The sequence below is a fragment of the Novosphingobium colocasiae genome, assembly GCF_014652555.1.
Classification (GTDB): domain Bacteria; phylum Pseudomonadota; class Alphaproteobacteria; order Sphingomonadales; family Sphingomonadaceae; genus Novosphingobium; species Novosphingobium colocasiae.
The window spans coordinates 378170-404054 of the sequence record NZ_BMZA01000002.1; the positions used below are offsets into that span (position 1 = coordinate 378170).

24 protein-coding genes, 2 tRNA genes and 1 pseudogene are annotated in these 25885 nt (G+C 66.0%); 13 read left to right on the plus strand and 14 right to left on the minus strand.

What is annotated here, in order from left to right:
• Positions 1-9: 9 nt before the first annotated feature.
• The 7 genes from IE122_RS05585 to IE122_RS05615 all read left to right on the plus strand — a co-directional run bounded on the left by IE122_RS05585 (position 10) and on the right by IE122_RS05615 (position 6112).
• On the plus strand, positions 10-1056 hold the full coding sequence (locus tag IE122_RS05585) for a rod shape-determining protein (RefSeq protein ID WP_308430408.1): 1047 nt from the start codon (positions 10-12) through the stop codon (positions 1054-1056).
• 64 nt (positions 1057-1120) lie between these two features.
• The gene (locus tag IE122_RS05590) at positions 1121-2023 is read left to right on the plus strand and encodes a rod shape-determining protein MreC (RefSeq protein ID WP_189620106.1); all 903 of its coding nucleotides are present in this window, start codon (positions 1121-1123) and stop codon (positions 2021-2023) included.
• Positions 2023-2574 (plus strand): rod shape-determining protein MreD, encoded by a 552-nt coding sequence (locus IE122_RS05595; RefSeq protein WP_189620107.1) that lies wholly within the window; start codon positions 2023-2025, stop codon positions 2572-2574. Before IE122_RS05590 ends, IE122_RS05595 begins: the two co-directional genes overlap by 1 nt.
• Positions 2571-4670, plus strand: coding sequence for a penicillin-binding protein 2 (gene mrdA, locus IE122_RS05600; protein ID WP_189620108.1), 2100 nt, complete (start codon positions 2571-2573; stop codon positions 4668-4670). Before IE122_RS05595 ends, mrdA begins: the two co-directional genes overlap by 4 nt.
• Positions 4667-5779, plus strand: a complete 1113-nt coding sequence (gene rodA, locus IE122_RS05605) for a rod shape-determining protein RodA (RefSeq protein WP_189620109.1) — start codon at positions 4667-4669, stop codon at positions 5777-5779. The genes mrdA and rodA overlap by 4 nt, the downstream gene beginning before the upstream one ends.
• A gap of 142 nt (positions 5780-5921) precedes the next feature.
• Positions 5922-5997 (plus strand) — tRNA-Lys (locus tag IE122_RS05610).
• A gap of 39 nt (positions 5998-6036) precedes the next feature.
• Positions 6037-6112: transfer RNA gene (locus IE122_RS05615), tRNA-Lys, on the plus strand.
• 39 nt (positions 6113-6151) lie between these two features.
• Here the strand turns inward: IE122_RS05615 and IE122_RS05620 are convergent.
• The 3 genes from IE122_RS05620 to IE122_RS05630 form a co-directional block, all read right to left on the minus strand.
• Positions 6152-6553 carry a PIN domain-containing protein gene (locus IE122_RS05620; protein WP_189620110.1) on the minus strand — a complete coding sequence of 134 codons (402 nt, stop codon included), beginning with the start codon at positions 6551-6553 and terminating at the stop codon, positions 6152-6154.
• Complete coding sequence (locus IE122_RS05625) at positions 6543-6773, minus strand: AbrB/MazE/SpoVT family DNA-binding domain-containing protein (protein WP_189620111.1); 231 nt, start codon at positions 6771-6773, stop codon at positions 6543-6545. The genes IE122_RS05620 and IE122_RS05625 overlap by 11 nt, the downstream gene beginning before the upstream one ends.
• Before the next feature lie 102 nt (positions 6774-6875).
• A complete protein-coding gene (locus IE122_RS05630) occupies positions 6876-8624 on the minus strand; it encodes a chloride channel protein (protein ID WP_229813787.1) in 1749 nt (582 codons plus the stop codon).
• Between the two features lie 99 nt (positions 8625-8723).
• Here IE122_RS05630 and IE122_RS05635 point away from each other — a divergent pair, with 99 nt between their 5' ends.
• Positions 8724-9134, plus strand: a complete 411-nt coding sequence (locus IE122_RS05635) for a MarR family winged helix-turn-helix transcriptional regulator (protein ID WP_189620112.1) — start codon at positions 8724-8726, stop codon at positions 9132-9134.
• A 134-nt stretch (positions 9135-9268) separates the two neighbouring features.
• On the opposite strand, the gene IE122_RS05640 is transcribed toward IE122_RS05635, so the two are convergent.
• From IE122_RS05640 to IE122_RS05675, 8 genes are read right to left on the minus strand one after another with little or no spacing between them, the layout of a single operon-like run.
• Positions 9269-11575 carry a TonB-dependent receptor gene (locus IE122_RS05640; protein WP_229813789.1) on the minus strand — a complete coding sequence of 769 codons (2307 nt, stop codon included), beginning with the start codon at positions 11573-11575 and terminating at the stop codon, positions 9269-9271.
• Positions 11544-12503 carry a FecR family protein gene (locus IE122_RS05645; protein WP_189620114.1) on the minus strand — a complete coding sequence of 320 codons (960 nt, stop codon included), beginning with the start codon at positions 12501-12503 and terminating at the stop codon, positions 11544-11546. Before IE122_RS05645 ends, IE122_RS05640 begins: the two co-directional genes overlap by 32 nt.
• Complete coding sequence (locus IE122_RS05650) at positions 12500-13120, minus strand: RNA polymerase sigma factor (RefSeq protein ID WP_229813791.1); 621 nt, start codon at positions 13118-13120, stop codon at positions 12500-12502. The genes IE122_RS05645 and IE122_RS05650 overlap by 4 nt, the downstream gene beginning before the upstream one ends.
• A gap of 17 nt (positions 13121-13137) precedes the next feature.
• On the minus strand, positions 13138-13758 hold the full coding sequence (locus IE122_RS05655; RefSeq protein ID WP_189620115.1) for a class I SAM-dependent methyltransferase: 621 nt from the start codon (positions 13756-13758) through the stop codon (positions 13138-13140).
• 19 nt (positions 13759-13777) lie between these two features.
• Entirely contained in the window at positions 13778-14434 is a 657-nt protein-coding gene (locus IE122_RS05660; RefSeq protein WP_229813793.1) for a tetratricopeptide repeat protein, read from the minus strand.
• 42 nt (positions 14435-14476) lie between these two features.
• Positions 14477-15247 carry an SDR family NAD(P)-dependent oxidoreductase gene (locus IE122_RS05665; RefSeq protein ID WP_189620116.1) on the minus strand — a complete coding sequence of 257 codons (771 nt, stop codon included), beginning with the start codon at positions 15245-15247 and terminating at the stop codon, positions 14477-14479.
• The gene (locus IE122_RS05670; RefSeq protein WP_189620117.1) at positions 15234-17270 is read right to left on the minus strand and encodes an AMP-binding protein; all 2037 of its coding nucleotides are present in this window, start codon (positions 17268-17270) and stop codon (positions 15234-15236) included. Before IE122_RS05670 ends, IE122_RS05665 begins: the two co-directional genes overlap by 14 nt.
• Positions 17267-17812, minus strand: coding sequence for a thermostable hemolysin (locus IE122_RS05675; protein WP_189620118.1), 546 nt, complete (start codon positions 17810-17812; stop codon positions 17267-17269). The genes IE122_RS05670 and IE122_RS05675 overlap by 4 nt, the downstream gene beginning before the upstream one ends.
• A gap of 284 nt (positions 17813-18096) precedes the next feature.
• On the opposite strand from IE122_RS05675, the gene IE122_RS05680 reads away from it, so the two are divergent.
• From IE122_RS05680 to IE122_RS05690, 4 genes and pseudogenes are all read left to right on the plus strand, one after another.
• Positions 18097-18828, plus strand: a complete 732-nt coding sequence (locus IE122_RS05680; protein ID WP_189620119.1) for a helix-turn-helix domain-containing protein — start codon at positions 18097-18099, stop codon at positions 18826-18828.
• A gap of 297 nt (positions 18829-19125) precedes the next feature.
• A pseudogene (locus IE122_RS18545) lies at positions 19126-19364 on the plus strand (Plug domain-containing protein); the annotation flags it as partial.
• Between the two features lie 96 nt (positions 19365-19460).
• Complete coding sequence (locus IE122_RS05685; protein WP_373299112.1) at positions 19461-21200, plus strand: TonB-dependent receptor; 1740 nt, start codon at positions 19461-19463, stop codon at positions 21198-21200.
• Positions 21201-21423: 223 nt separating this feature from the next.
• Positions 21424-21765, plus strand: coding sequence for a hypothetical protein (locus IE122_RS05690; RefSeq protein ID WP_189620121.1), 342 nt, complete (start codon positions 21424-21426; stop codon positions 21763-21765).
• 292 nt (positions 21766-22057) lie between these two features.
• On the opposite strand, the gene IE122_RS05695 is transcribed toward IE122_RS05690, so the two are convergent.
• From IE122_RS05695 to IE122_RS05705, 3 genes are read right to left on the minus strand one after another with little or no spacing between them, the layout of a single operon-like run.
• Positions 22058-22477 carry a hypothetical protein gene (locus IE122_RS05695; RefSeq protein ID WP_189620122.1) on the minus strand — a complete coding sequence of 140 codons (420 nt, stop codon included), beginning with the start codon at positions 22475-22477 and terminating at the stop codon, positions 22058-22060.
• Positions 22474-23499, minus strand: a complete 1026-nt coding sequence (locus IE122_RS05700; RefSeq protein WP_189620123.1) for a phosphotransferase family protein — start codon at positions 23497-23499, stop codon at positions 22474-22476. The genes IE122_RS05695 and IE122_RS05700 overlap by 4 nt, the downstream gene beginning before the upstream one ends.
• Before the next feature lie 22 nt (positions 23500-23521).
• Positions 23522-24583 carry a zinc-binding dehydrogenase gene (locus tag IE122_RS05705; protein WP_189620124.1) on the minus strand — a complete coding sequence of 354 codons (1062 nt, stop codon included), beginning with the start codon at positions 24581-24583 and terminating at the stop codon, positions 23522-23524.
• Between the two features lie 218 nt (positions 24584-24801).
• Between IE122_RS05705 and IE122_RS05710 the strand changes: the two genes are divergently transcribed.
• A complete protein-coding gene (locus IE122_RS05710; protein ID WP_189620125.1) occupies positions 24802-25854 on the plus strand; it encodes an NAD-dependent epimerase/dehydratase family protein in 1053 nt (350 codons plus the stop codon).
• Positions 25855-25885: the final 31 nt, after the last annotated feature.

Genomic DNA, 25885 nt, shown 5'->3' on the forward strand with positions numbered 1-25885 from the left:
GAAAACTTGATGCCCTCGCTGATGTCGCGATTCTTCAAACTCGGCTCCCAGAACATGGCGATTGACCTGGGAACCGCCAACACGCTCGTCTACGTGCAGGATCGGGGCATCGTCCTCAACGAACCGTCGGTCGTGGCGATCGAGACGCTGAACGGCGTGAAGAAGGTCAAGGCCGTCGGCGACGACGCGAAGATGATGATGGGCAAGACGCCCGATAACATCGAGGCGATCCGTCCGCTGCGCGACGGCGTGATCGCCGACATCGAAATCGCCGAGGAAATGATCAAGCATTTCATCCGCAAGGTGCACGGCAAGAAGAACCTCTTCCGCTATCCCGAAATCGTCATCTGCGTGCCTTCGGGCTCCACCTCGGTCGAACGCCGCGCCATCCGCGATGCTGCCAGCAATGCCGGTGCCAGCCAGGTCTACCTGATCCTTGAACCGATGGCGGCGGCGATCGGCGCGGATATGCCCGTTACCGAACCGGTCGGCTCGATGGTGGTCGATATCGGCGGCGGCACCACCGAAGTTGCCGTGCTGTCGCTGCGCGGGCTTGCCTACACCACCTCGGTGCGCGTCGGCGGGGACAAGATGGACGAAGCCATCGTCTCGTATGTACGCCGCCACCACAACATGCTGATCGGCGATGCCACGGCGGAACGGATCAAGAAGGATTACGGCATCGCCGTCATGCCGGCCGACGGCGTGGGCGAGACGATCCACATCAAGGGCCGCGATCTCGTCAACGGGGTGCCCAAGGAAATCACCATCAGCCAGGCGAACATCGCCGAAGCGCTGTCCGAGCCGATCGGCGCGATCATCGAAGGCGTGCGCATCGCGCTGGAGAACACCGCGCCCGAACTGGCGGCCGATATCGTCGATCAGGGCATCGTCCTGACCGGCGGCGGTGCGCTGATCCAGGGCCTGGACGAACTCCTGCGCGAGGAAACCGGCCTGCCTGTCAGCGTCGCGGAAGATCCGCTGTCCTGCGTCGCGCTCGGCACCGGCCGCGCGATGGAGGATCCGATCTATCGCGGCGTCCTGATGTCGGCCTGAGGATTCGCAATCCCGGCCATGCGCAGGGGTGCCGTGGCCGCATGACCAAGAGAGGGCACAGCGCATGGCCGCGCCTGTGAACCGGCGCTTCGGGTCTTCCCGAAAGGCGCAGTATTCGACGTTTTTCGGCTATGCCGCTGGCGTGCTCGGGGCGATCCTGGGCGCGGTGCTGGTGATCGTCTCGCTGGTCAACCCGGATGCGTTCTCGGGCCTGCGGTCGTGGGCGGCTGACGCCGCCAGTCCCGCTGCCGGGGTGACCGCTGAAGCCCGCAGCGCCGGCGGCAATGCCGTGTCGATCGTCAGCGGCTTCCTGCAAACCGGCAGCCGCAACGCAAAGATGCAACGCGAACTGGCCGAAGCAAAAGTGCGGCTGGTCGAAGCGGACGCGGTTCGCGAAGAGAACCGCCGGCTCAAGCGCCTGCTCGGCCTGTCGGAAGAAAACGCCGGGACGGTGACCGCTGCCCGGATGACCGGATCGACGAGCGCCGGCACCCGCCGCATCGCGACGCTGGACAGCGGACGTGACAAAGGCATCGCCCCCGGCATGCCGGTGCGCGCGCCGCTCGGCCTCGTCGGCCGCATCCTCGATGTCGGTGCCACCAGCGCGCACGTGCTGCTCATCACCGATGGCGAAAGCCTGGTCCCGGTGCGGCGCGCGCGCGATGGCGTGCCGGCGTTCGCGCAGGGCAACGGCGATGGCACCTTGCGCATCCGCCTTATCAACCTGGGCATCAACCCGCTGAAAAAGGGCGACATGCTGGTCACGTCAGGCTCCGGCGGACTGTATCGCCCCGACACCCCGATCGCGATGGTCGACAGGGTTCTGCGCGATGGCGCGATCGCCCGCGTACTGAGCAATCCCGGCGATGCGGACTATGTGCTGGTCGAACGCGCCTGGGCCCAGGTCGCACCTGCACCGACCGCAGCGCCATCCACCGCGCCGCCGACCGAAGCCGCAGCGCGATAATGTTCGACGGCCTGTTCGCGCGCGGCGAAAGCGAAAAGCCACGGATCAACCGGGCCCCCTCCCCCGTCCTGGCACGCGGCGTGCCGTGGCTCACGGTCATGCTGTGCTCGATGGTGCCGGGCTGGCTCCTGATCGCGTCGGCACCGGTGCTGCCCCCGTTCGGGTTCCTCGCCTTCGTCGCCTGGGTGCAGTTGCGCCCCGGTCTGTTGCCGATCTGGGCCGGGCTGCCGCTCGGCCTGTTCGACGATCTGTTCAACGGCCAGCCGTTCGGCAGTTCGGTGCTGCTGTGGTCGCTCAGTTCCAACCTCCTCGATTATGTCGAGCGCAAGCTGCCCTGGCGCAATTTCCTGACCGAATGGCTGGTCGCGACGGCGCTGATCGCTGCTTATCTGCTGGCCGGCGCGCTGCTCGCCCATCTTGACGGCGGGGCAGCCACCGCCAGCGTACTGGCCCCGCAGATCGTCATCGCCACGCTGGCTTACCCGATCGTCGCCCGCGCGGTCGGCACGGCGGACCGGTTCCGGCTGCGCCCGATCATGGTCGTGCGATGAAGTTCCGCTTCAACTTCCAGCGCCATGTCACGCAAGGCATGCTGCGCAACAGCTATGACCGGCGCACAATGGTGGTCGGCGCGATCCAGGGCGGGATCGGCGTGCTGCTGGCGACGCGGCTGGGGTACCTCTCGATCCTCCAGAACGAGAAGTACAAGCTGGAATCCGAAAGCAACCGGGTCAACCTGTCGCTGATCCCGCCGCGCCGCGGCTGGATACTCGATCGCCATGGCACGCCGCTGGCATCCAACCGTGCCGATTTTCGCGTCGATGTGATCCCGGAACGGATGGCGACGCCACACGAAACCATCGCCCAACTGGGCGAACTGCTGTCGCTGTCGCCGGTGGATCTGCAGGACCTGCGCGACAAGATCGACAGTGCGCACGGGTTCACCCCGGTCGAAGTCGCCTCGGGCCTCCCTTGGGAACAGTTCGCCGCCGTCAGCGTCCGCCTGCCCGAGCTTCCCGGCGTGGTCACGCAGCACGGCTATTCGCGATCCTACCCGAATGGGCCCTCGGTCGCGCACCTCATCGGCTATGTCGGCGCGGCGTCTGCCGAAGACTATGAGAAGGATCGCAATCCGCTGCTCATCACGCCGGGGTTCAAGGTCGGCAAGGATGGGCTGGAAAAGGCGTTCGAAGCGAAACTGCGCGGTGTTCCGGGCGCGCGGCGATCCGAAGTTACCGCCGGCGGCAAAGTGGTGCGCGATCTGGAAACGCGCGAGGACGTGCCCGGCAGTCCGGTCAAGCTGACGATCGACGGGCCGCTGCAGGATTTTGCCGCGCGCCGCATCGGACTCGAATCAGGCTCGGTGGTGGTGATGGATTGCCTGACCGGCGGTATTCTGGCGCTGTGCTCGATGCCCGCGTTCGATCCCAACAGCTTCGTCAACGGCATCGGCCGGCTCGAATGGAAGATGCTGAACGAGGACGATCACATCCCGCTGCTCAACAAGGCGGTGCGCGGCCTCTATCCGCCGGGCTCGACGATGAAACCGATGGGAACGCTGGCGCTGCAACTGAACGGCGTCTCGCCCGATGAGCGGGTCAGTTGCCCCGGCGGCTATCGCCTCGGCAACCGCTTCTTCCGCTGCGATGCGGTGCACGGCTCGGTCGATATGCGCGCCGCCATCGAACACAGTTGCAACACCTATTTCTGGAGCATGTCGCACCGCATCGGTTACGAGGCGTTCGCCCCGGTCGCGCGGATGTTCGGCCTCGGGCAGGAGTTCGATCTGCCCGGCACCTCGCAGCGTTACGGCACGATCCCCGATGCGGCGTGGAAGATGAAGCGCTTCAACCAGGCGTGGACCGACGCGGATTCGCTGAACGCCTCGATCGGCCAGGGCTACGTATCGGTATCGCCGCTGCAACTGGCGGTGATGGTATCGCGGATCGCCTCGGGCCGTCCGCTCATGCCTTCGCTGTTGCTCGGCCAGCCGATGCCGGACGGCCCCGCCCTGCCCCTCACGCCCGAACAGTTCGCGGTGACGCGCGAAGGGATGTTCCGGGTGGTCAACGGATCGGGCACGGCGGGCCGCAGCCGGCTGGATCTTGACGGTATCCAGATGGCCGGCAAGACCGGCACCGCGCAAGTCGCCAAGCTGGTCAGCCGCGGCTCGGTCGGCACGTGGAAGACGCGCGACCATGCGCTGTTCATCTGTTACGCGCCGACTGACCGGCCGCGCTATGCCATGGCGGTGGTCATCGAACACGGCACCTTCGGCGCGCGCGCCGCCGCGCCGATCGCCAAGGATGTGATGACCTTCCTGTTCGATCCCGCCAAGGCCTGGGATTCGCTGCTGAAGCTCGAACAGTCCTGGGGCGGCACGGCGCAGGAGCGCCTGGATGCCCGCTACAATTCCTTCGTGTCGCAATATGGTGTCAGCGCCCCCAAGGTCTCGCAGGACGCGGCCAAGGACGGCGATGTCGCTGCCGATGTGCCTGCCGATGAACCGCAGGCGGTGCAGACGGTGGTGCAGAACGTCGATGCGCCCGAACCGCTGCCCACCGTCAGCCCGCCGCCACCGCCACCGGCTACCCCCGGCCCCGTCCCGTCGGCATCCCCCTCGCTGACACCGGCCACACCGCGATGAGCCGCGCGATCATCCCCGATCCGATCGCGCGCCAGCCCTGGGGCATGCTGGTGCCGCTGTTCGCCTTGGTGATGCTGGGCGGCGCGGTGCTCTATTCCGCCGCCGGCGGGCACCTTCAGCCCTATGCCCTCAGCCATGTCCTGCGCTTTTGCGTATTTCTGGTCATGGCGGTGCTGATATCCCACATTCCCAAGCGCATATTCCGGGCCGCAGCCTATCCGGCCTATGCTGCAACGGTCGCGCTGCTGGTGCTGGTCGAACTGATCGGCGCGGTCGGCGGCGGCAGCCAGCGCTGGCTCAACCTTGGCTTCATGACCCTTCAGCCATCCGAACTGATGAAGCCGGCGATCGTGCTGGTGCTGGCGCGGTTCTATGAATCGCTTCCGTCGTCGATGACGGCGAGCTGGCGCGGGCTGGTTCCTGCGGGGATGCTGATCGGCATCCCTGCGCTGCTGGTGATGCTGCAACCGGATCTGGGAACCGCGCTCGCCATCTGCTTTGGCGGGGTGGTGATCATGTTTCTGGCCGGTCTGCCGCTGTGGTGGTTCGTCGGGGCCGGCGCGGCGGGCGCGGTGATCGCGCCGATCGCCTTCTTCACCCTGCTCCATGACTATCAGCGCAATCGCGTTCTCACCTTTCTCGACCCCGAACAGGACCCGCTGGGTACCGGTTACCACATCACCCAGTCGAAGATCGCGATCGGATCGGGCGGCTTTTTTGGCAAGGGCTTCGGCAACGGCTCGCAGAGCCACCTGCAGTACCTGCCCGAATCGCACACCGATTTCGTCTTCGCGACCATGGCCGAGGAATGGGGCATGGTCGGCGGCCTGTTCGTGCTGGGCGTGTTCGCCGTCGTGCTGACCTGGGGCATGCGCGTGGCGCGCAGCAGCCCGGACCGCTTCTCCAGCCTGCTCGGTGCCGGCCTCTCGGCAACGATCTTCTTCTACGTCGCGATCAATCTGATGATGGTGATGGGCCTTGCGCCGGTCGTCGGCATCCCGCTGCCGTTCATGAGCCACGGCGGCACGTCAATGATGACCAACATGCTGTGCCTGGGCTCGCTGATGGCGATCAACCGGTGGAACGCGGGGTCACGCCTGCTGCGGTAAATTGCCGCGCAAAAAGAGGCTCAATTTGCCCTTCCAAAGCCCGGAGCATTCTGTATAGGAGCCGCTCCGCCGCCGAATCGGGACGGGGCAAACGCTCCGGATCGAAGGCCGCAGGATCGCAAGATCCGAAGGTCGGTAGCGTGGACGCATAGCTCAGTTGGTAGAGCAGCTGACTCTTAATCAGCGGGTCCTAGGTTCGAGCCCTAGTGCGTCCACCACACCGCCGCCCCGGAAGGCCACCTACCTTCCAGCCATGGGGACGCATAGCTCAGTTGGTAGAGCAGCTGACTCTTAATCAGCGGGTCCTAGGTTCGAGCCCTAGTGCGTCCACCATTATCCGGCCTCATATCATCTGGAACTTCGGCCAGAGGCTCAGTCCGTGAATGGGTCTCGGATCGTGAGCCGGTCTTCAACCCGCAAGCCGTTCTGCATATCTTCCGACCAGAGAATGTTGCAACCGGCTCCGATCGCCGCCGCGACGATCATGCCGTCGTAAATGGAAAAACGGTAACGCTCACATAGATGCAAACCCAAGTCATGGGTCGCAACATCCAGTGGGGTAACCTCGAGCAGTGCCCGTAGTGTCCCGATCAGCGATCGGACCTCGGGCCATTCGAACCCCATCTTCCGGCGCGCGACGTTGGCGAGTTCGTTCAGGACCTGAACACTGATGGTGCCGCCGCTACGCAACAGCGCTTCTGCGCGCGAAGCTTTGACCGCATCAGCAGAAACTACGTAAAGCAGAACATTGGTATCGAAAAATTCAACGGCCATTGACCTCATCCCGGTCAAACTTGAAGTCCGCGGGAAGCCGGCCTCGGAACGCCGCAAGGCGGGCCAAAAGGGCCTCGCGATCGGGCTTGCGGACTACTTGCATGCTCCGCTCACTATCCACGTGTAGCTCGATATCGTCGCCTTCGCGCAAGTTCAAAGCCTCGACGATCGCGGCGGGAAGCCTCACAGCCAGGCTATTGCCCCATTTTGCTACCAGCATGATCGATCCTTGTGATACCCAAGATATACTCGTGCGAAACGTATATCTTCGATGCCCCATTGTAAACGCGGTCGAGACCGCTCGACAGGGCCTCTGCCCCCCTCACCGCCGCGCCCGCATCGTTTCGCCCTCGTGGTGGACGTGGCGGACTTTCAGCAGGTCATGACGGGTCAGGATGCCGATCACCCGCCCGGTGGCGGGATCGACGATCGGGATGCGGCCGGTGCCGGTCTCCACCATCAGGTCGGCAATCCGGCCGAGGGGGTCGTGAGGCGTTCCGCAATGTTGCGAGGCATCGGACAGAGTGTCGCCCAGGGTAGTGTCCGGCGGAATGCCGTCCACCTGCCAGCGCAGCGCGTCGCCGCGCGAGACGATACCCTTCAGGGTGCCGTCGGCCGTCGTCACCGGATAGCTGCGGTGGCGTGCCGTCCCGAAGAAGGCGGCCGCCTCGGCCAGCGGCATGGTGTCGAACAGAACCTCCGGCTGCGGGGTCATGATCTGGGCGGCCTGGAGGAAATCGAACGGGTCGATGGTGTATTCCTGCAAGACATGCCGACCGCGCCGGGCGATCTTTTCGGTGAGGATCGAACGGCGCATCACCAGCACGCTGACGGCATATGCCCCCGCCGATGCCGCCAGGGTCAGCGGCAGCATCGCGAAATCACCGGTCAATTCCACCGCGAACAGCGACCCCATCAGGGGCGCGCGCATCGCACCGCTGAGGATGCCCGCCATGCCCGCCAGCGCCCACAGCGCCGCGCCGCCGGGCAGGAACTGTCCCAGCACGAAACCGAGCGCCCCGCCCAGCAGCAGCAACGGTGCCAGCACTCCGCCCGAAGTGCCGGACCCGAGCGCAACGAGCCAGATCACCGCCTTCACGATCAGCAGCGCCACCACCACCTGCATCGCCAGCGACCCATCCAGCAGGCCGCGAATGCTGGCGTAACCCGCCCCCAGGGTATGGGCATCGATCAGCCCGCCCAGCCCTACGACGATACCGCCCAAGGCCGGCCACCACATCCAGTGGATCGGCAGGCGGGCGAAGGCATCCTCGATGCGATAGAGCACGGTGGACAGCAGCGAGGCCTGCGCTCCGGCGAGAGCCCCTACCGCCAGCGCCAACGCAATATGCGGGCTGCCCAGATCGATGGCATGGTGGACGGGAAACAGCGGCCCCTGATCTATGAGCAGCGGGCGCCAGAGCCACGCCGCCAGCACGGCGATCACCAGCGGCACGAAGCTGCGCGGTTTCCATTCGAACAGCAGGACCTCAATCGCCAGCATGATCGCTGCCATCGGCGTCCCGAAGATTGCCGTCATGCCGGCGGCGGCACCTGCTACCAGCAGCGCCTTGCGCTCCGCGGCGCTGAGGTGAAAGGCCTGCGCGAACAGCGATCCGATTGCGCCGCCAGTCATGATGATCGGTCCTTCCGCCCCGAACGGCCCGCCGCTGCCGATCGATATCGCCGACGACAGCGGCTTGAGGAGCGCCACCCGTGGGGACAACCGGCTCTCGCCGTAAAGGATAGCCTCGATCGCCTCGGGAATGCCGTGACCGCGGATCTTGTCCGAACCATACCGGGCCATGACGCCGACGATGACGCTGCCGATCACCGGCCCGGCGACCAGCCACAACCCCAGCGTGTTATCGACGATTGCACTCGGTGCGGCGGACAGGCGGCCGAACCAGAACAGGTTCGTGGCAATGGCGATCGCCTTGAGCAGCACCCCTGCACCCGCCGCCCCGCCGCTGCCGACCGCCAGCGCCGCCGCGGCCAGCAGCAGCATGCGGCGGTCGGCGCTGTGATCGGCCAAGGGACGGCGGGGGTGGGTCGCGGCGGAGTGGATCATGGGAAGTGCGCTCGACTATGGGGACTGCGCTCGCATATCTATCGTAATACGATATAAATCAAGGATTGACAGAATCCCTCCTGACCCCGGACTGGACCGATGCGCAGCGAACTGACCGATGCCGATTACGCCGCCCTCGCGGACTTCCGCTTTTCGCTGCGCTCGTTCCAGGCGTTCAGCGAAGGCAAGGCGGCGGCATGTGGCCTGACCCCGCAGCAACACCAGGCGCTGCTGGTCATCCGCGCTGCCCCGCCGGGAGCCGCTACCGTTGGCCGCGTTGCCGAGCGCCTCATTCTGAAGCCGCACAGCGCCACGGGCCTGATCGATCGCATGGAAGCACTGGGGCTTGTCCAGCGACAGCCTTCAACGCTGGACAAGCGGCGTTCCGTGCTGAGCCTGACGCCCGAAGCGCACCGCACTCTGGAAACCCTGAGCGCCACCCACCGCGAGGAAATCCGCCGCCTGCGGCCGATGCTGGTCGACCTGATGCAGCGTCTTGAAACGCCATAAGGCGAAGCGCACGAAATCTGAATCATTCTCCGTTCGTGTCGAGCGAAGTCGAGACACGCTGGCGCTGTGCTATCCGTATCTCGACTTCGCTCGATACGAACGGAACTTGTGGTGCTGAGTAAACGAACGATGCTCTAGAAACGGACCGCCGCCGTCAGGCTGGCCGACAGCGGGCTTTGGGTGACGTACTGGCGCATGGAACGATAGCGCAGCGAGTTGCCGTAAGCGAAGGCATTGGCTGACCTGCCCAACAGATTGCTGCCGTTCAGGGCAACCGTCCAGGCATCGTCGGACAGCGTCAGGCCCAGGGTGCTTTCCACCACCCTGCCCATCTGCCGGTCCAGATCGGGATCGAAACTCATGCGGGCGGGGCCGATATAGCGCATGCCCAGGCGCGCGGAGGCCTGCCATCCACCAACCGCGAACGTGCGGGTAAGCGCGGCGCGCGCGGTGTAGTCCGGGACCACCGGAAGCCGTGCATCGTGCAGTTCGAAACCCAGCGCATTGCGGCTCAGCCGGGCGTCGGTCAGGTTGGCTCCCGCTTCGACGGTCCATGCCGCGCCGAGCGGGGCGGTGATCGCAAGCTCGGCACCGATGATCCGCGCGTCCCCCGCTTCCACCGTCTCGATCAGACCCAGCGGCGTCAGGGAATCGGACTGGACGTGGTTCCAGCGCGAGTACCACGCCGAACCTTCGATCCTGCCGCCCTCGCCGATCTCCTGCCGCCAGCCCGCCTCGATCGAGGAGAGATCGTCCCCGTGCAGCGCCGACGCCCGGCTCGACCCCGCCGCGCCCTGCCGGAAAGCCGCGCCATAGCGCAGGTAAAGCAGCTTGGAACCATCGGGCTTCCAGGTGAGCGCCAGCGAAGGCGTGAACCCGGACCGGTCCCGCTCGCTCGAAACCGTGGTGGCCGATGCGGTCGCGGTATCGGCGATTGATGCGCGGTAGAACCGTCCACCCCCTTCGACCGCGATGGTGTTCGATAGCGGCACAGTCAGATCGAAGTAGGCGGCGCTATCATGACTGTCGCGGCGCTTGCGCGCCAGTTCGGTTTCCTGCCCGCTGACACCATCGATCGCCATGGTGAGCGACTGGTTCGCGTCCAGGTGCGACAGGCCGAGCAGCCAGGACAGCGCCCCCCACCGCCCCCGTAGCCGCAGTTCGGTATCCCAGACGCGGTACCGTCGCCGGTCCTGCAACAGGCGGGGGTCGGCGATGCCGAACCCTTCTGCCCCCACAGTCGCGTCGTAAGTGTCGCCGACGTCGTGCCAGGTCATGCCGGTGGAGGCGGTGACATCGATCCCTGCGGCTTCGCCGTGGAGCGTGGCCGCCGCGTGGAGCAGGTCGTTGTCGTGCGGCTCGGCCAGTTGGGCCGGCCGATCGACGCTGCCGGCTCGGTAAGTGTAGCGGCTGTCGCGCGAGTTCAGCCACTGCGCCATGCCGGCGATGTCGAGCCGCCAGGCGGGTGCCAGTTCCGCGGCAAGGAGCAGGCGCGCGCCGGTTGTCCGGGTCGCATTGCCGTCACGCCGCCGGGCCGCGCCGGTACCGCTGTCGATCCATCCCGGCTCCAGCGCGCTATAGCCGACCAGGCGCAGGGCCACGCGATCACTTAGCACCGGGAGGTTGCCGACCACAGAGCCGGAGTACCCGGTCCCGCCATGCGCGCTCAGGTTGCCGCCGCCACCCACCACCAGCGAGGTATCGTCGAGGTCCGGCTTGCGCGACACCATGCGGTAGATGCCGCCCAGCGCGCCGGTACCGTAAAGCGAACCCTGCGGGCCCTTCAGCACTTCCACCCGGTCCATATCGACGAGGCGGATATCGGGGTCCGGGGCGGAATAGGTCAGGCGGGCGTCGTCCAGCACCACCGCCACGGTCGACTGGCTTTCGCCGCCGAACGCGCTGTCGGCAACGCCGCGCAGGAACATGCGGTTACGGCCCGGCCCCAAGGCGGTGAGCGCGAGCCCTTCCACTTTGCCGGCGATCTCCGGCGTGCTGACGAGCGCATCCGACCCGGCCGGCAAGCGCAGGGTATCGACGAGCGAGACCGACGCGGGAAGCGACCGCAAGTCGAGCGGCTGCTTGGTGGCGGTCACCAGAATGATCGTGGGCGGCGGCGGAGCGGGCGGCGCTGGTGAGACGGGCTCCTTCGCGATGGGCGCTGGCGCAGGCGCGCGTTCGATCCGCCACGCCGTGCCGCCGACCAGCCGGGCGCGGTAACCGGTGCCTGCCAGCAGCGCCTGCAGCGCCTCGGCGACCGTCATGACGCCCCGCACCCGCCCAACCCGGATATGCGGCAGCGGACCATCGGTGCCGATCGAAACCCGCACCTTGCGAGCAAGGTCATTCAGGGCGTCGGAAAGGTCGCCGCCCGCGACTTCGATGGCGGCTCGATCCGGCTCGCGGGCTTCAGCGCTGTTCCAGACGCCAGGCACCAGCATGGCCGCCCAGACGCAGATCCATGAGCTGGACCAGATCGCGCAACGCCTTTTCGCCATCGTCGACAATCAAAGTTCCCGAAAACCGCCGCGACCGCAGGGGGGCCGGCACATTCACCCGCACCCCGGCATACCGGCGCAAATCGGTCGCGACCAGAGCGAGCGGCGCGTTATCATACGACAATCGACCGTCCTGCCACGCGCCGACATCTGCCGCCTTCACCGGGGCGACGATGGCGGTGCCGGCGTTCGCGTCAAACGTCAGCCCGCTTCCGGCCGCCAGCGCGATCGGTTGCGCCAGCGCCTGACCGCTCACCCGCACCCGGCCCTCGGCGATGCTGACGCGCACGGCTTCATCCTGCTGCTGCACGTCGAAGCGGGTGCCGATGTCGCTGATGCTGACGCCGCCGGCCGAAATCGTCAGCGTGCGCGAGGGATCATGGCGTATATCGAAAATCGCCCCGCCGGTGATATCCATGTGATCCTGCGCACGCCCGGCCACCGTCAGCCGGCTGTGCGGGGCGAGCAGGACCGAAGAACCATCAGCCAAGGCGATGCGGCTGCTGCCGGCTTGCGTTGCATAGACGGCAGGTGCCGGCACCAGGAATTGCGGCGCGGCGACGATCGCGGCCAGTGATGCGGCGATCGCCAGACCGCCCCAGCGCCACAAGGCACCCCGTCCGCGCTGCGGCGAAACATCGTCGTCCTCGTCCGCATCAGCGACACCAAGCTCGGTCTTGTGCCGGTCGATCGCGTCTGCCGTCAACGCCATCTGGTCGAAGGCGTGACGGTGGCGCGGGTCGGCCTCCAGCCAGTCCGTAAAGGCATCCCAGTCCATGGCGTCCGGCCGCTCGTCTTCGCTGCGGACATGCCACGATGCGGCTTCCGCCAGCATCGCTTCGGGCAGTTCGGCTTCGTTGTCGCGGTTCATCGTCCCTGTTCCATTCGCGGCGTTGCGCCACCATCAGCCCCATGGTCATGAGACGGCACCGCTGCAAATGATCCGCAGTTCGCCAGCACCGCCCGCAAGTGCTTCATCGCCACGGCAAGATGCTTTTCCACGCCGCTGCGCGAAATGCCCAGGATTTGTGCGATCTCGCCCTGCGCCATCCCTTCGAAGCGGTACATCCGCAAGGCCTTCGCGGCGCCTTCCGGCAGTCTGGCAATGGCTTGCTGGAGAATTTCCGCTTCCTGCCTACGCGACAGCGCCTCGTCAGCCGGCTCGGCGGGATCGATCCGCAGTTCGGGGGCCAGCGCCACGCCGTCCCCGTCCGCCTCGATCCACACCCGCTCGCGCCGCATCGCCCGGCGGCTTGCGCGCAGGCGGTCGAGCACGATGTTGTTGGCCATGCGGAACAGATAGGCGCGCGGATTGCCGATCGGCCCGGTCGATGCGCCGCTGACCTTGATCCACAAGTCCTGCATGACGTCCTGCGCCTCGTCCATCGAACCGCAGCGGCCACACAGGAAGCGCAACAATTCAGCCCGATGGACTTCCAGCATCCCGCCAAGGCCGGATGCCGGTGTTCTGTCCTCGCCTGGCTCCATCCGTTTCCCCGCAGCGATCACCCGGCACGCCTCGCAAGGCCGAACAGGCCCCGGATCGATCGGGTCACCGCCACGTCATGCACCTCCACATCGGTTTCGGCAAATCCCCCCGCCACCAGCGCATCGCGCAACGCCGGCGCGTCATACAGGCGGTGCAGCCCGGCGCGGGCGAAGGCCCAGCCGTCCATCGCCTGCCGGTGCGTGACATAGGCGACCATCCGCCCGCCGGGCCGCAGCACCCGGTGCAATTCGCGGACAAAGCCGTGATCGGCGTCATCGAAATAGAGGACGTTGAGCGCCAGCGCCGCATCCATACAGCAATCGTCGAACGGCAGCGCGGCCAGATCGCCCGGAATGAGCGTCGCGGCGGTACCGAGCGAGCGCCGGGCCATGGCCACCATGATTTCGGACCGATCGACGCCGGTCAGCGAACCCGGCCTGCTGCGCCGCATTTGCGCGAGCGCCGCGCCGGTGCCGCAGCCGGCATCGAGCACGTCCTCTCCCGGTTCGATCGCCAGCCGTTCAAGGGCGAGCCGCAGCGGCCGCCGGTTGACCAGATCCATGGCGCTGCCGAGCAGGCGACCGGATTGCCCCCGAGGATGAGAGAGTTGTCGGGCGAGGCTGCCGGCGAAGCGCATCCGCGTCATCCCGGCGCGGTCAGCCGGCCTTGCCCAGCAGATCGCGCGCCTCGCGGCGGCGGCCGGCGTCCCACACCGGGCGGCTGGCATCGTGCGGCGCGCGCAGCGCCTTCTGCAGATAGGCGCGCGCACCGGCCTTGTCGCCCTGGGCCAGAAGATAATCGCCGAAGAAATAGTTCGTATCGAGCCCGTTGGGATCGGTCGCCAGCGCCTGCTTGAGGAGCTTCACGGCCCGCTCGTCGTCCCCCCAGGCGAGCGGCGAGCCGGGTACCTTGTAATAGAGCACGCCAAGGCTGAGCGCAGCCCCGCCATCGGCCGCGCGTGGGTCTATGGCATACGCCTTGGCGATCAGGTCGCGCGCCTTGGTGGCCAGCCCCAGCTTGTGAAAGAAATTGGCGCGGTTGGCCTGCTCGCTGGTGACGATGCCCGCCCACAGCAGCGGTTCCGCCTTGCCGGGATAGCGCGCCACCAGCGTATTGGCCTGCTTCGCCAGTTGGTCGAGCGCCTTGGTCTGCGTGCTCGATCCCTTCACTTCATACGTGATGTGCGCCCAGCCGTCGTTCACGGCCTTCACGTCGCCGGCCATGTCGGCCAGCGCGGCCGTCGGCAGCAGCGCGGCCAGCAAGGGAGCCGCAGCCACAAGGATGATGCGGCGCAGGTTTGTGTGATGTGTCATGCATGCTCTCCGTGATGCGCGCCGGGCCCGGGCCCGCGCCATTCAGTTGAATTCGGCCCGCACCTTGCGGATCTGGCCGGCAAGGCCATTGTCGACAAGGCGCGGGGCGATGGCGTTCAGCGCGGCGAAGACCTGCTCCATCGCGCCGATGTTGACGGTTTCGCGACGCTCGATGATGGCGATGGCGATGCGCCGCGCCACCCATTCCGGCTCGTCCGCCTTCATCCCCGTCAGCGCAAGAAAGCGGTTCACCTCGCCGTTGTTGAACGGGGTGCGCGCCGCCCGGGGATTGATGTGCGTTACCGTCACGCCGCTGCCCTGCAGTTCGCGGCGCAGCCCCTGGCTGAGCGCGGCAAGTCCCGCCTTGCTGCTGGAATAGGCGGCGAACCACGGGTACGGGATGGAGCCCAGCACCGACCCGACGTTGACGATCTGCCCGGAACCCCGCTGGCGCATTGGTGCGGCCACCGACCGGGCCAGCACGGCCGGGACCAGCAGGTTGACGCGATAGCACAGCGCCAAGGCGTCGATCGGCTGGCTTTCGTGCAGCCCGAAGCGCATGACCCCGGCGACGTTGACGAGAATGTCGGGGCAATCGTCTTGCAGCCGCTGCGCCAGTTTGGCCAGTGCCGCATCATCGGACAGGTCCGTCACGATGCTGGCATGGCAGGCCGGGCAGTCGCTGCGGTCGATACCGGTAACGTGCGCGCCGGCTTGCGCCAGCATCCGCGCCAGCGGGGTGCCGATGCCGCCGCCCGCCCCGGTTATCATCACCCGCAGGCCGTTCATACGCGCCGGGTTACGCTGCGGCATGGGCGGTATCCTCCAGTTCGATGCTGCCGAAGACGCCGCCGAACAGCCCGAACATTTCGCGGGCCATGTCCAGCACGGCCTGCCGGTCGTCGTCAGACGCGAAGCCGTTCACCAGATCGGCGAAGAACGCCATGTGATGCTGGTCGAGCGCACCGTGCGATGTCAGATAGGTGAACGCCTCGGGCGGCAGGCCCAAACGGTCGGCCACCGCGCTCGCCCCGCGCTGCGCCAGCGCCACGCTCACGCTTTCCAGCACATAGACCATGCCGAAGAACGCCGCCGCATTGCCGGTGGCGGTCCGGGCATAAGCGTGATCGACCATGGCTCGCGTGGCCGGGTGCGGGTCACCGCCGCGCACGGCGTCGGCATCGCCGCCGGCCGCCGCGATATCGGACAGAATCCACTCCTCGTGGCCGGTCTCCTCCTCGATATATTCGTCGAGCGCGGCGACCAGTTCGGGCCGGTGCAGCAATCGCGCGCGCGCGGCCTGCATCAGCGGCACGGTGTGCTTTACATGGTGATAGGCCTCGCCCAGATAATCGACATAGGCCCGGCGCGAGATCGTGCCCGCCAGCCCGGCGCGCACTTGCGGGATGGTGAGGAACCGCAAGCGCTCACGCCAGGTGGCCGCTTCCAGCTCCTCGAAGAACGGCGGAGTCCCGTCAAGCCAGGTGGCGGCGATGGCGTTGCGGCGCAAGCGGCCGTTGCCGGTCAGCATCGCGTTATCGGCGGTAAAGGGCGATACCTCCTTCCACCGCGCGATCCGCGCATAATCGGGCAGCGCTGCGTTCACCGCCGCGACCGCCGCCGCCAAATCCGCATCGGGCGATGCCGGCACCAGCAGCGCTTCGGGCGCAGGCAGTCCGTCGCCATGGACCATCGCCTGAAGCACCGCCGGTTGCGCGGTGAGCAGGGTTTCGATCCATTCGGGCGATATGTTGCGGCCGAAACTGGTGACGATCAACGCCGACTTGCGCCCCTCTATCCATAGCCGCCCCGCATCGTCGATCCGGCCGATATCGCCGGTCGCCAGCACTCCGGGCTCGCGCGGGCGGCCGATCGTGCCAAGGAACATCCGCCCTTCCAGCATGATCTCGCCATCCGGCGCGATCGAAACGCGGACACCGGGCATTGGCCGTCCGACCGATCCGCTGACCGCCTCGTCGGCAGCCTCCAGCGCGACCACCGACCCGCACTCGGTCAGCCCGTAGCCTTGGCGTACCGGCAGTCCGCACCGCCGTGCGCGCGCCAGCAGCTCGGGCGCGACCCGCGCCCCGCCCACCGCCACCAGCGTCAGATCGGGCAGGGACAGCCCGCCCTGCTCCAGCACCCCGACGATGCCGGCGAGATACTCCGGCACCACGATCAGCGAGGTAATCCGGGCTTCTCCGATCACCTCCACCAGGCGGGCAAAGTCCGGCCGGAACGGGTTCGCCAGCCCCAGCCTCTCCTGCGGCGGGCAGACATATGTTCCCCCGGCCAGCATGGTGGCGAAGAAACCGGCGACCGTCTCCAGCAGAATGCCCGGCGGCAATACCGCACAATGGCGGCCGGCCTGATCGGCCCCCACCGTCTCGACGACGGCCCCGGCCACTTCCAGCAAGTGCGCCGCCGACAGGCACACGCCCTGCGGCGTACCGGTGGAGCCGGAGGTGAAAGTGACCCGCGCCGTCTCATGGGGCAAACGAGACGACGCGGGCCGCGATGCGTCGGCGCCAGCGCCTGATGCACCGCAAGCGCGGCGGGCATGCTCTGCCTGTTCCGCCGTAAAGAACCGGGGCAGCGACAGCACCGGTACGCCGGCTTCCAGACAGGCCAGTTCGCGAACGGCAGCCTCCACCCCATGATCCTGGCACAGCACGGCGAGGTCTGCACCCTGCCCCGCCCGGATCGCAGAAACCTCGGCGGCGACGCGCTCTGCAAGGTCGGCCCAGGTCACGGGTGCGGCAATCACCGGATCGAGTGCGATGCCCTCGGGCTTGGCGGCCGCGTGGCGGCGAATTTGGGTGAGCAGCCCGGTCATGCTGCGGCCCTGCGGCGGGCGGCGAGGTGCCCCGCGATGGCTCGCTGCCCTTCGGCGATGAGCCCGGCGCAGACCATCGGATCGGCATCGTAATACCGCCCCCACGCCGCCGGATCGCTGACCCGCGCAGCAGTCGCCGGTGCCAGCACATGCAGCGGCACCCCCATCCGCGTGAACATCCGCCGCAGCGGGGCCGTCAGCGTGGCCACGGCAATCTCGCACTGCGCCCCCAGATCATTCGCCGCCGTCGCCCACAGCGACACCATGGCGAAAGCATCGTCCGCCGCCAGGCTGCCGATCTCGATGACACTGCCGCGCGCTACCGGACGGCCCAGCACAGCCGCCAGACAGTCCTCGACCGGGCTGTCGAGATAGCTTTCCAGAAACAGCGGCGCATTGCCGGCCCGCTGATACCCCAGCACCGCGCGCGGTGCTCCGGCACGTTGAACATCCAGCAGGTTGGCAAACCCCGGCCGCACCGGCGCGCCATGCACCTGCAGAAACCTGCTGCGCACCAATACGCTGGAAGGTGACTCCATCATCCGCAATTCCTCGCCATTTGGAGACAAGACGCCGGGAGCGAGGCGCGTCCTCAGTGGGGGCGGGAAAAATTCTGAAATGGTTTGCAGAGCGTCCGGACGGGCGGGCCGGTAACAATGGGCTTCCCGTCAATGTGCAGCGCTTGCGCGCCCGGCCCAAGCCTGGAGCTGCCCTTTCATGAACCGCTCACTTAACACGATATCGTTTGACGAAATGTCCGGATGATCCTACATTTAGCGGAAAATGGCATCACAGGCCAGGCGATCCCAGGGAGCGGACAAAACTCATGCCTTCAGCCAGTGACATCGCGACGTATACGGAACAGGTGGTCAGCGATTGCCGGTTGACCTCAACGTCGATCTTTTTCGTCGATCAGACCGTTGAGCACCGGCGCGTCTCCTATCTCTATCACACCGGGGTGAGCGACGAGGCGAAGCATATCTACTCCTCGCGCATGGTTTACCTGTCCGATCCTTTCGCCAAGTGCGGCAAGGCGACGAACGAGTTCATCCGCTGGGAAGCCCCGCACCTCGGGCCGATGATGCAGGAAGCTGCCGACTATCGGGGGTTCCTCACCCATCACAACATCAACGTGGTGGGTGCATGGTGCCGGGGCCTGACCGATGACCTGTCGCTGATCATCGGCACGCACCGCGCCAACCGGAGCGGACGGGCGGACGATGTGCCCATCGGCCTGCTGCAGGACCGGCTGAACAGTCTTTCCAACATGGTGGTCGAGCATCTGTTCGCGGAAGTTCTGGATAATTCCGCCGGGCAGATCGCGCTGCGCTTCGCCCTGCCGGGTGCCACCGCGACGACTTCGGAGAGCGTGCGCATGTCCGACCGCGAATGCGAGATCGCGGCGCTTATCTGCGAAGGCAAGCAAAACAAGCAGGTCGCGTGGACGCTGGGCATTTCCGAGTTCACCGTGGAAAATCACCTGCGGCGAATTTATCGCAAGCTGGGCATTCACAGCCGCGCCGCGCTCGTCGCCCACTTCTCGCGGCGCGTTCACTGACCGTACTCCCTGACGCTCCCTGATGACGGATAAGCGTCACTCCTGCCGTCGCCCCCACTCCCGTACCCTCCGGCCATAATCACACATAACATGAGGAGGGATAGGATGCAGAAGAGAGATAGCGGCAGGCGCATGGTGGCGCTGCTGGTGGCGACGACGTGCCTGGCGGCACCCGCTGCGGTATGCGCGCAGGAGCGCACGGCGGCGGACGCCGGCGCGAGCGGGAACGGCGAGATTGTCGTGACGGCACAGCGCCGCGCGGAATCGATCCTCAAGGTTCCGGTTGCCGTCACCGCGATGTCGCAGGACGATCTGCTCAAGCAGGGCGTAACCAATACCGCGCAGATGACCGGCATGGTCCCTTCGCTGCAGGTCAACAGCCCCTATGGCGACAGCCAGCCCAACTTCACGATCCGCGGCGTGGGCGTGGCCAACGAGCACAACCCCAACCAGGCCTCGCCGGTCGGCGTGTATTTCGACGATGCCTACATCGCCGCCCGCGCCGTGCACGGTTGCAGTTGTTCGATCTGGAGCGCGTGGAAGTGCTGCGCGGGCCGCAAGGGACGCTGTACGGCCGCAACACCACCGGCGGCGCGATCAATTTCATCTCCAAGAAGCCTTTGCTGTCGGGAATGAGCGGCAACCTGCAGGTCGGCTACGGCAACTACAACACCGCGACCGCTTCGGGTGCCCTAGACACCACGCTGGTCGAGGACAAGGTGGGTCTGCGCGTTGCCTTCAATTATGCCAATGGCGACGGTTACATCCACAATATCGCGCCGAATCAGCCTGACGCGAACTCGACCGATTCGATCGCCGGCCGCGCCATCCTGCTGGTGAAGCCGAGCGATCGGCTGACGATCACGCTGAAGGGCACCTATGGCCGTTCGAACCCGACGCAGGCGGCGGTGTACAACCTGGGTACCGGCGTCGACGGGTTCAATCCCGTCCTCGGCACCGGTCGCAAGGAAAAGGGTCTGGGCTTCTTCGAGGTCGATAGCGAACGCCTTGGCCACAGCTACGTCCGCACCATGGGCAGCGAACTGACGGTGCGATACGAACTGTCCGACAGCCTCGCGTTCACGTCGCTGACGTCTTACGATCATGCCCGGCAGAAATTCACGCAGGAAGGCACCGGGCTGACTTCGCCGGTGTTCGAGCAGCCACTCGACACGCTGTATGGCAACCGCTTCAAGATGTTCAATCAGGAACTGCGGCTGACGTATACCGGGGACTCGACCAATCTTCAGGTCGGTGCCTACTACGGTTACGACAAGGACTCGTCCAATTCGTACTACTGGCTGCTCGACGGCGCGGCCATGATCCACCAGCTCTACGACCAGATCCGCAAGTCAAGCGCGATCTTCGCCCAGGCGGATCAGAAGTTCGGCGATCACCTCGGCATGACCGTCGGCTTGCGCTACACCTGGGACCGTTCGTCGTACAAGAATTACGCCAGCTATGTCACGCCGGCCAGCAACTACACCGGCGACCGGGACACGAACAGTTTCCCCTATGATACCGGCAGCTACATCCATGGCAGCTATGACCCCGCGACCGGCGGGTTCACGTCGGGGCCGACGATCCCGCTGCGGTCCAGCGCGCTGACCGGGCGGGCGGCGGTGAACTACACCTTCGATGACGGGCAACTGCTCTACGCCAGCTACAGCCGGGGTTATCGCAGCGCGGCCTATTGCGGGCAGTGCTTCTTCGCCCCGATCGACACGACCAAGCCCGAAAAGGTCGATGCGTTCGAACTGGGTGCCAAGGGCCGCTTCCTCGACAATGCGCTGACCCTGTCGCTGTCGGCGTTCCTGATGAAGTACCGCAACAGCCAGATCAACGAGACCAACGGCCCGCAGACGCTGCTCGTCAACGTCGACAAGTCCAAGGTCAAGGGGGTCGAACTGGAAACCACGCTGACGCCGATCAGCACGGTGCGGATCACGCTGAACGGTTCGATCATCGACGCGACCTACCAGAAGGCGAACCTGCTGTTCGGCAGCGTTGCCGGCAACGTGGTTCCTTATGCGCCCAAGTTCCAGGCATCAGGCCGGATCGATTGGGAAGTGGTCAAGCTGGCGAACGGCGCGATCAACTTCACGCCCTCGTTCGTCCATTCGGGCAAAGCCTATTTCACGCCCTACAATACCGACAACGGCAACGGCAATCTGCGGCAGGACGCCTATACCAAGGTCAATGCCCAGTTGAGCTACGACACCGACGCTTATTCGCTGCGCTTCTGGGTCAACAACCTGTTCAACAAGAAGACCTTTGCCGATGGTCTCGATCTGCGGGCGTCGTTCGGCTACGATTACCTGGTCGCCGCACCACCGCGTCAGTACGGTGTATCGTTCAAGGTCAACTTCTGACTCCCGGGTTGCCGGGGCATGATTGCCCTGGTGACCATCTTCGAAAAGGTGCTGACGCCCTCTCCCGTCAGCACCTTTTTGCTTTCTTGGCCGATCCATCTGCGGGGCGCGTAGCGCACACGCCGACTGGGCCGCGTGGACAGTTCGGCGGCGAGCGGAGCGACCTAGTTGAGGTGGGAAGTCGACGTTGCACCTTGCCCTTTATCACTGCTAATCTTCTTGCATGTCCGTCCACACCATCACGCCACTGGAAAGCATCGGTTTCGGCGGAGATGGCGACCAAGTCGATGCTTTCTTAGCGTTAGAACGTCATTTTGATGTGTCGATAGACGATACCGAGTGCGGTCAGTGGCGCACGGCCGGCGACGTATTCACTGCCTTTTTGCAAGCTCTCCCAGAAAAGCAGAGAGAGCGCGACGACCTCTGGCCAACATTCGCCAACATCATGTGCGAGGAAACTGGAGCCGATGCTTCACGCCTCGGGTATGATACCCTTCTCCTTGCTCTTCCGATCAGCACAGTCTTGCTCCGATGGATTCGAAAGGCCTTCAGGCATTTTCGTTAAATGTCCGCAAGGGGGCGGAAGGCGTCGTTTGAATTTGCCCATGCGCCCTGGGCACGCAAAAAGACCGGCCCTGCGGAAGCAGAGCCGGTCCTTGCCTCTCATACCGAGGCTCGTTGAGCCGAACTCATAGCCCTCTCCCCTTCAGGGGAGAGGGTTGGGAGAGGGGGATGGTGCCGCTTCGCCCCCTCTCTACTCCGGCTAGGCGGACGAGCCGCCAAGCCTGCGTATCTCTCCCCTGAAGGGGAGAGAGCGACACGATTCAAAGTTATCGAGACTCTGTATCAATCCAGGATCAGAAGTTGGCCGACCTGATCTGGCGCTCCTTCACCGTCCGCGCCAGTTCCTGCCAGATCGCATCGAGCAGTTCCACCGCCGGGGCGGACACATCATCTTCCAGGCGCTCCATCAGCGTAGTAATGAGGCCGCGCAGCCGATCATTCTCGGCGGTCAGCGCCGATATGCGCAGGTCCTCGTCGCTGCCACCGGCCGGAGCGCTGCCGTACAGTGCGCCGCCACGATCCAGCAGCGCACGGAAGGCGCGGTTTTCGCGCACCAGTCGCGCGGCTGCGCCGTCCCATTCGTCGGCCACCATGTCGAGCATGGCCGCACCCATCGCCGCCACGCTGGCACGAAAGCCGGTCAGTTCGGCGAGCAGGTCGGTACGCAGGCGGTTGGCCAGTTCGGCCACCGCGATCGAGACGTCCGGTTTCATAGTTTCCCCATCAGTTCGAGCATCGCCTTGTCCTGCGCGTTGCGCAGCCACCAGGCGGCATAGGCGTGGATCACCTCACGCCCCTGCCCGCTGGCCCAGACATGAGCGGCAGCATTCCAGATTGCCTGCGCCTTCACGCAGATGAACAGTTCCCACCACGCCAGCGCGGCCGGATCGGCGGTAAGGCCGCTCGCCTCCTCCCAGATGCGGATGGCATCCTCGCGCAGCGCCAGGCCCGAGCGCAGGTCATTCTTGCCGAAGCAGAACGTCCGGGTCATCGACCAGGCGAGATCTTCGAGCGGATCGCCGCAATGCGCCATTTCCCAGTCGAGCACGGCGATCAGATTGCCGTCATCGTCGTAAAGGAAATTCCCGGCCCGGAAATCGCCGTGGACCAGCGCCAGCTTCTGCGCCACCGGCTGCCACCGCCGCAGTTGACGGATCGCCGCGCGGGTAATCGGCTCCGGCCCGACGTCATGCTTGTCAAGCGATGCGACCCAGTAGTCCAGCTCCTGCAGCGCGGTGTTTTCGCGCGTGGCCGGACGGGTGAACGACAGGTCGAGATCCTCAACCGGCACCGCTGCCAGCTTGCCCATCGCGGTCCACATTTCGCGCGCGACGTGCGGCAGCTTGTCCGCCCAGGCCGGGTCCTGAAACTGGTATTCGCTGTTGTGGAACCCGCGCAGGTCTTCTGCCAGCGATACCGCGCCGTCAAACCAGCCGGCATCCTCTTCCAGCAGGATCATCTTCGGCACGGGCACGCCGTGGCCGTAAATGGCCTGATAGGCGGCAAATTCATGCGCCCGGTCGCTATCGACGTTGGACGCCGGCGGATCGCGGCGCAGGATCACCTTCATCGCCTGCGCGCCTTGCTGGGCGTCGGCATAGGACAAGTCGAAGCGGAAGGTTTCGCGCGATGCGCCCATCGGCAGGCGGTGGAGGTTGTCCACCGCGATCTCCGTCCACTGCGGCTTGCGCGCGGTCAGCCACGCGACGACATCCTCACTGATGAGCTCCTTCATGAAGCCTGTTCTCCCTGTATTGTCATGTTGGATAGACCAGCGCTTTCACCGCCCCGCCGCCGCCGGTGAGCGCGGAAAAAGCGTCATTGATGCCGGCAAGGCTCACCCGGGTGGTAATCATCGGCGCAAGCCGGCCGGGATCGGCGCAGATCATCCGGAACGCCTCGCGAAATTCCGCGTCGGCATAAGCGAAGACGAACCGAAGGGTCAGGCTCTTCTGCAGCAGGAACGCCGGTTCGATCCCGTCCGTCTCCATGCAGTTGCCGACCACGACGATGGTCGCGCCGACCGGAGCCGCCTGCGCCAGCGCCATCAGCATCCCCGGCTTGCCGACGCAATCGAACAGCACAGCTCGCGACCGTTTGCGGGTGGCGGGATCGATCGCCATGGCATCGGACAGCCCTTGCGGCAGCCCCTGATCCAGCCACCATTCCGGCAGCGAAGGATCGCCCGGCACCATCACCGCATCGGCACCCATACGTTCGGCCATCGCCGCCCGCGCCGCATCGGGTTCGATCGCCACCACCGGGCCCAGGCCCAGCGCTTTCAGCCGCGCGATCACGAACAGCCCCACCGGCCCGCAACCGAACACGCAGAACGCACTGTCGGCATCGGCCCCCGCCTCGGCCACGGCATGGACAGCCACGGCCAGCGGTTCGGTCAGCGCGGCCATGTCGGTGGAAACCTCGTCCGGCACGGTCATGCAGGCGGCGGCGGACAGCAGCATGCGTTCGGCGAATGCGCCGGGATAGGAATTGGAATAGCCCAGCAGCACGATCCCGTCCGGGCCATAGAGAAACGGCGGGCTGACCACCCGCGCGCCGGCCCGCAGCCCCTGCCCGGTCTCCAGCACTTCAGCACAGAATTCGTGTCCCATGATTACCGGCCGGTCCGGGTTCATGAACCCGCGAAACCCGGCGCGGTCCAGCAGGTCGCACAAGTGCGGGGCATGGTCCTTGGCGTGCAGGTCGCTGCCGCAAATCCCGCAAGCGAGCGGTTTGACCACCACTTCGCCGGGGCGCGGGCTCGGCTCGGCCACGTCTTGCACCGTGACGCGCCCCGCGCTGAGAACTGCTGCCTTCATGCCTCACCCTTCCGTGCCCAATTTGGCAAGCCCAAGCTATCTTTAGCGATCGTTGCGGTCATGGACGGGTTTCCGTCCGCTCGGGCAAAGGCTTGCGCGCAGTTCAGGCCAGGCGGCGCGACCCGTCAATGACAAACTGGCCGCAACGGGATTCCGTCCCTTGGCCAAGGTGAGCGCATGGTTCAGACTGTGGCCGACAAGATAGGGAGAGCCGGGCTATGAAAGTGCTCGTGATGGGCGGAAACCGGTACATCGGTCTGCAGCTCGTGAACGAACTGGTGGAGCAGGGGCACGATGTGACCGTGCTCAACAGCCACGAAGCGCCGCTACCGTCCGGGGTCCGCCGCCTGCACGGGCAGCGGCATGAACCCGGCACCCTCGAACGGCTGCTGACGCCGCTGCGCGACGATTTCGACGCGGTGTTCGACAATACCGCCTATGTGCCCGAGCACCTCGATCCCATGCTCGACCTGTTTCGCGGGCGGGTGCAGCATTTCGTGTTCACCAGTTCCATCGCCGTTTACGAGATGGCGGCCGCCCAGCCGATCGACGAAAGCGGCGAGGTCGGCCGCGACGCCGCAACCGCGCTGTATGGCGCCTATGCCGCCGGCAAGGTACGCTGCGAGGAACGGCTGGCGCGTGAGCGGCAGGACAACGGCCTGCCCTATACCGTGATGCGCGTCGCCCATTCGTGCGGGCCGATGAGCCCGGCGGTTACCCGTGAGCCCGGGACGTTCCGGCGGCTAGAACTGGGCCGGCCGCTGCTGGTGGCGGGCAAGGTCGAGGCGATGGTCCACTTCGTCCACACCCGCGATGTGGCTCGGGCGCTGGTAGCCGTGCTCGGCAAGCCGCAGGCGGCGGGGCAGATCTACAATGTGGCCGGCAAGCAGTTCTGCAGCATCGAGAACTACATGCGCCTCATGGCGGATGCCGTCGGGGTGGCGGCAGAGATCATTGCCATGCCCGATGACCTGCCGGCAGAGATGCGCTCGCCCATCGTCCACTGGCTGGAGGCGAGCCGGGGCAGCATGGTGTTTTCGATCGACAAGGCCCGCCGCGAGCTGGGCTGGGAGCCGTCGTTCTCGCTGGCGGAAGGGCTGGCGGATTCCTGGCGGTGGTTCAGCGCCGGCGGACGCGACCGCTATGAGTATGACTTCGCGCAGGACGATGCCATCCTCGCCGAGATCGCCCGGCGCGGCGGAGTGCGGGCTGACAGCGGGCCCGCCCGCACGGTGTTCCGCGCGCAACTGAACACGCTTCAGAACATGTAGGCGAACGGCCGGCCATACCCTGACCGGCCCG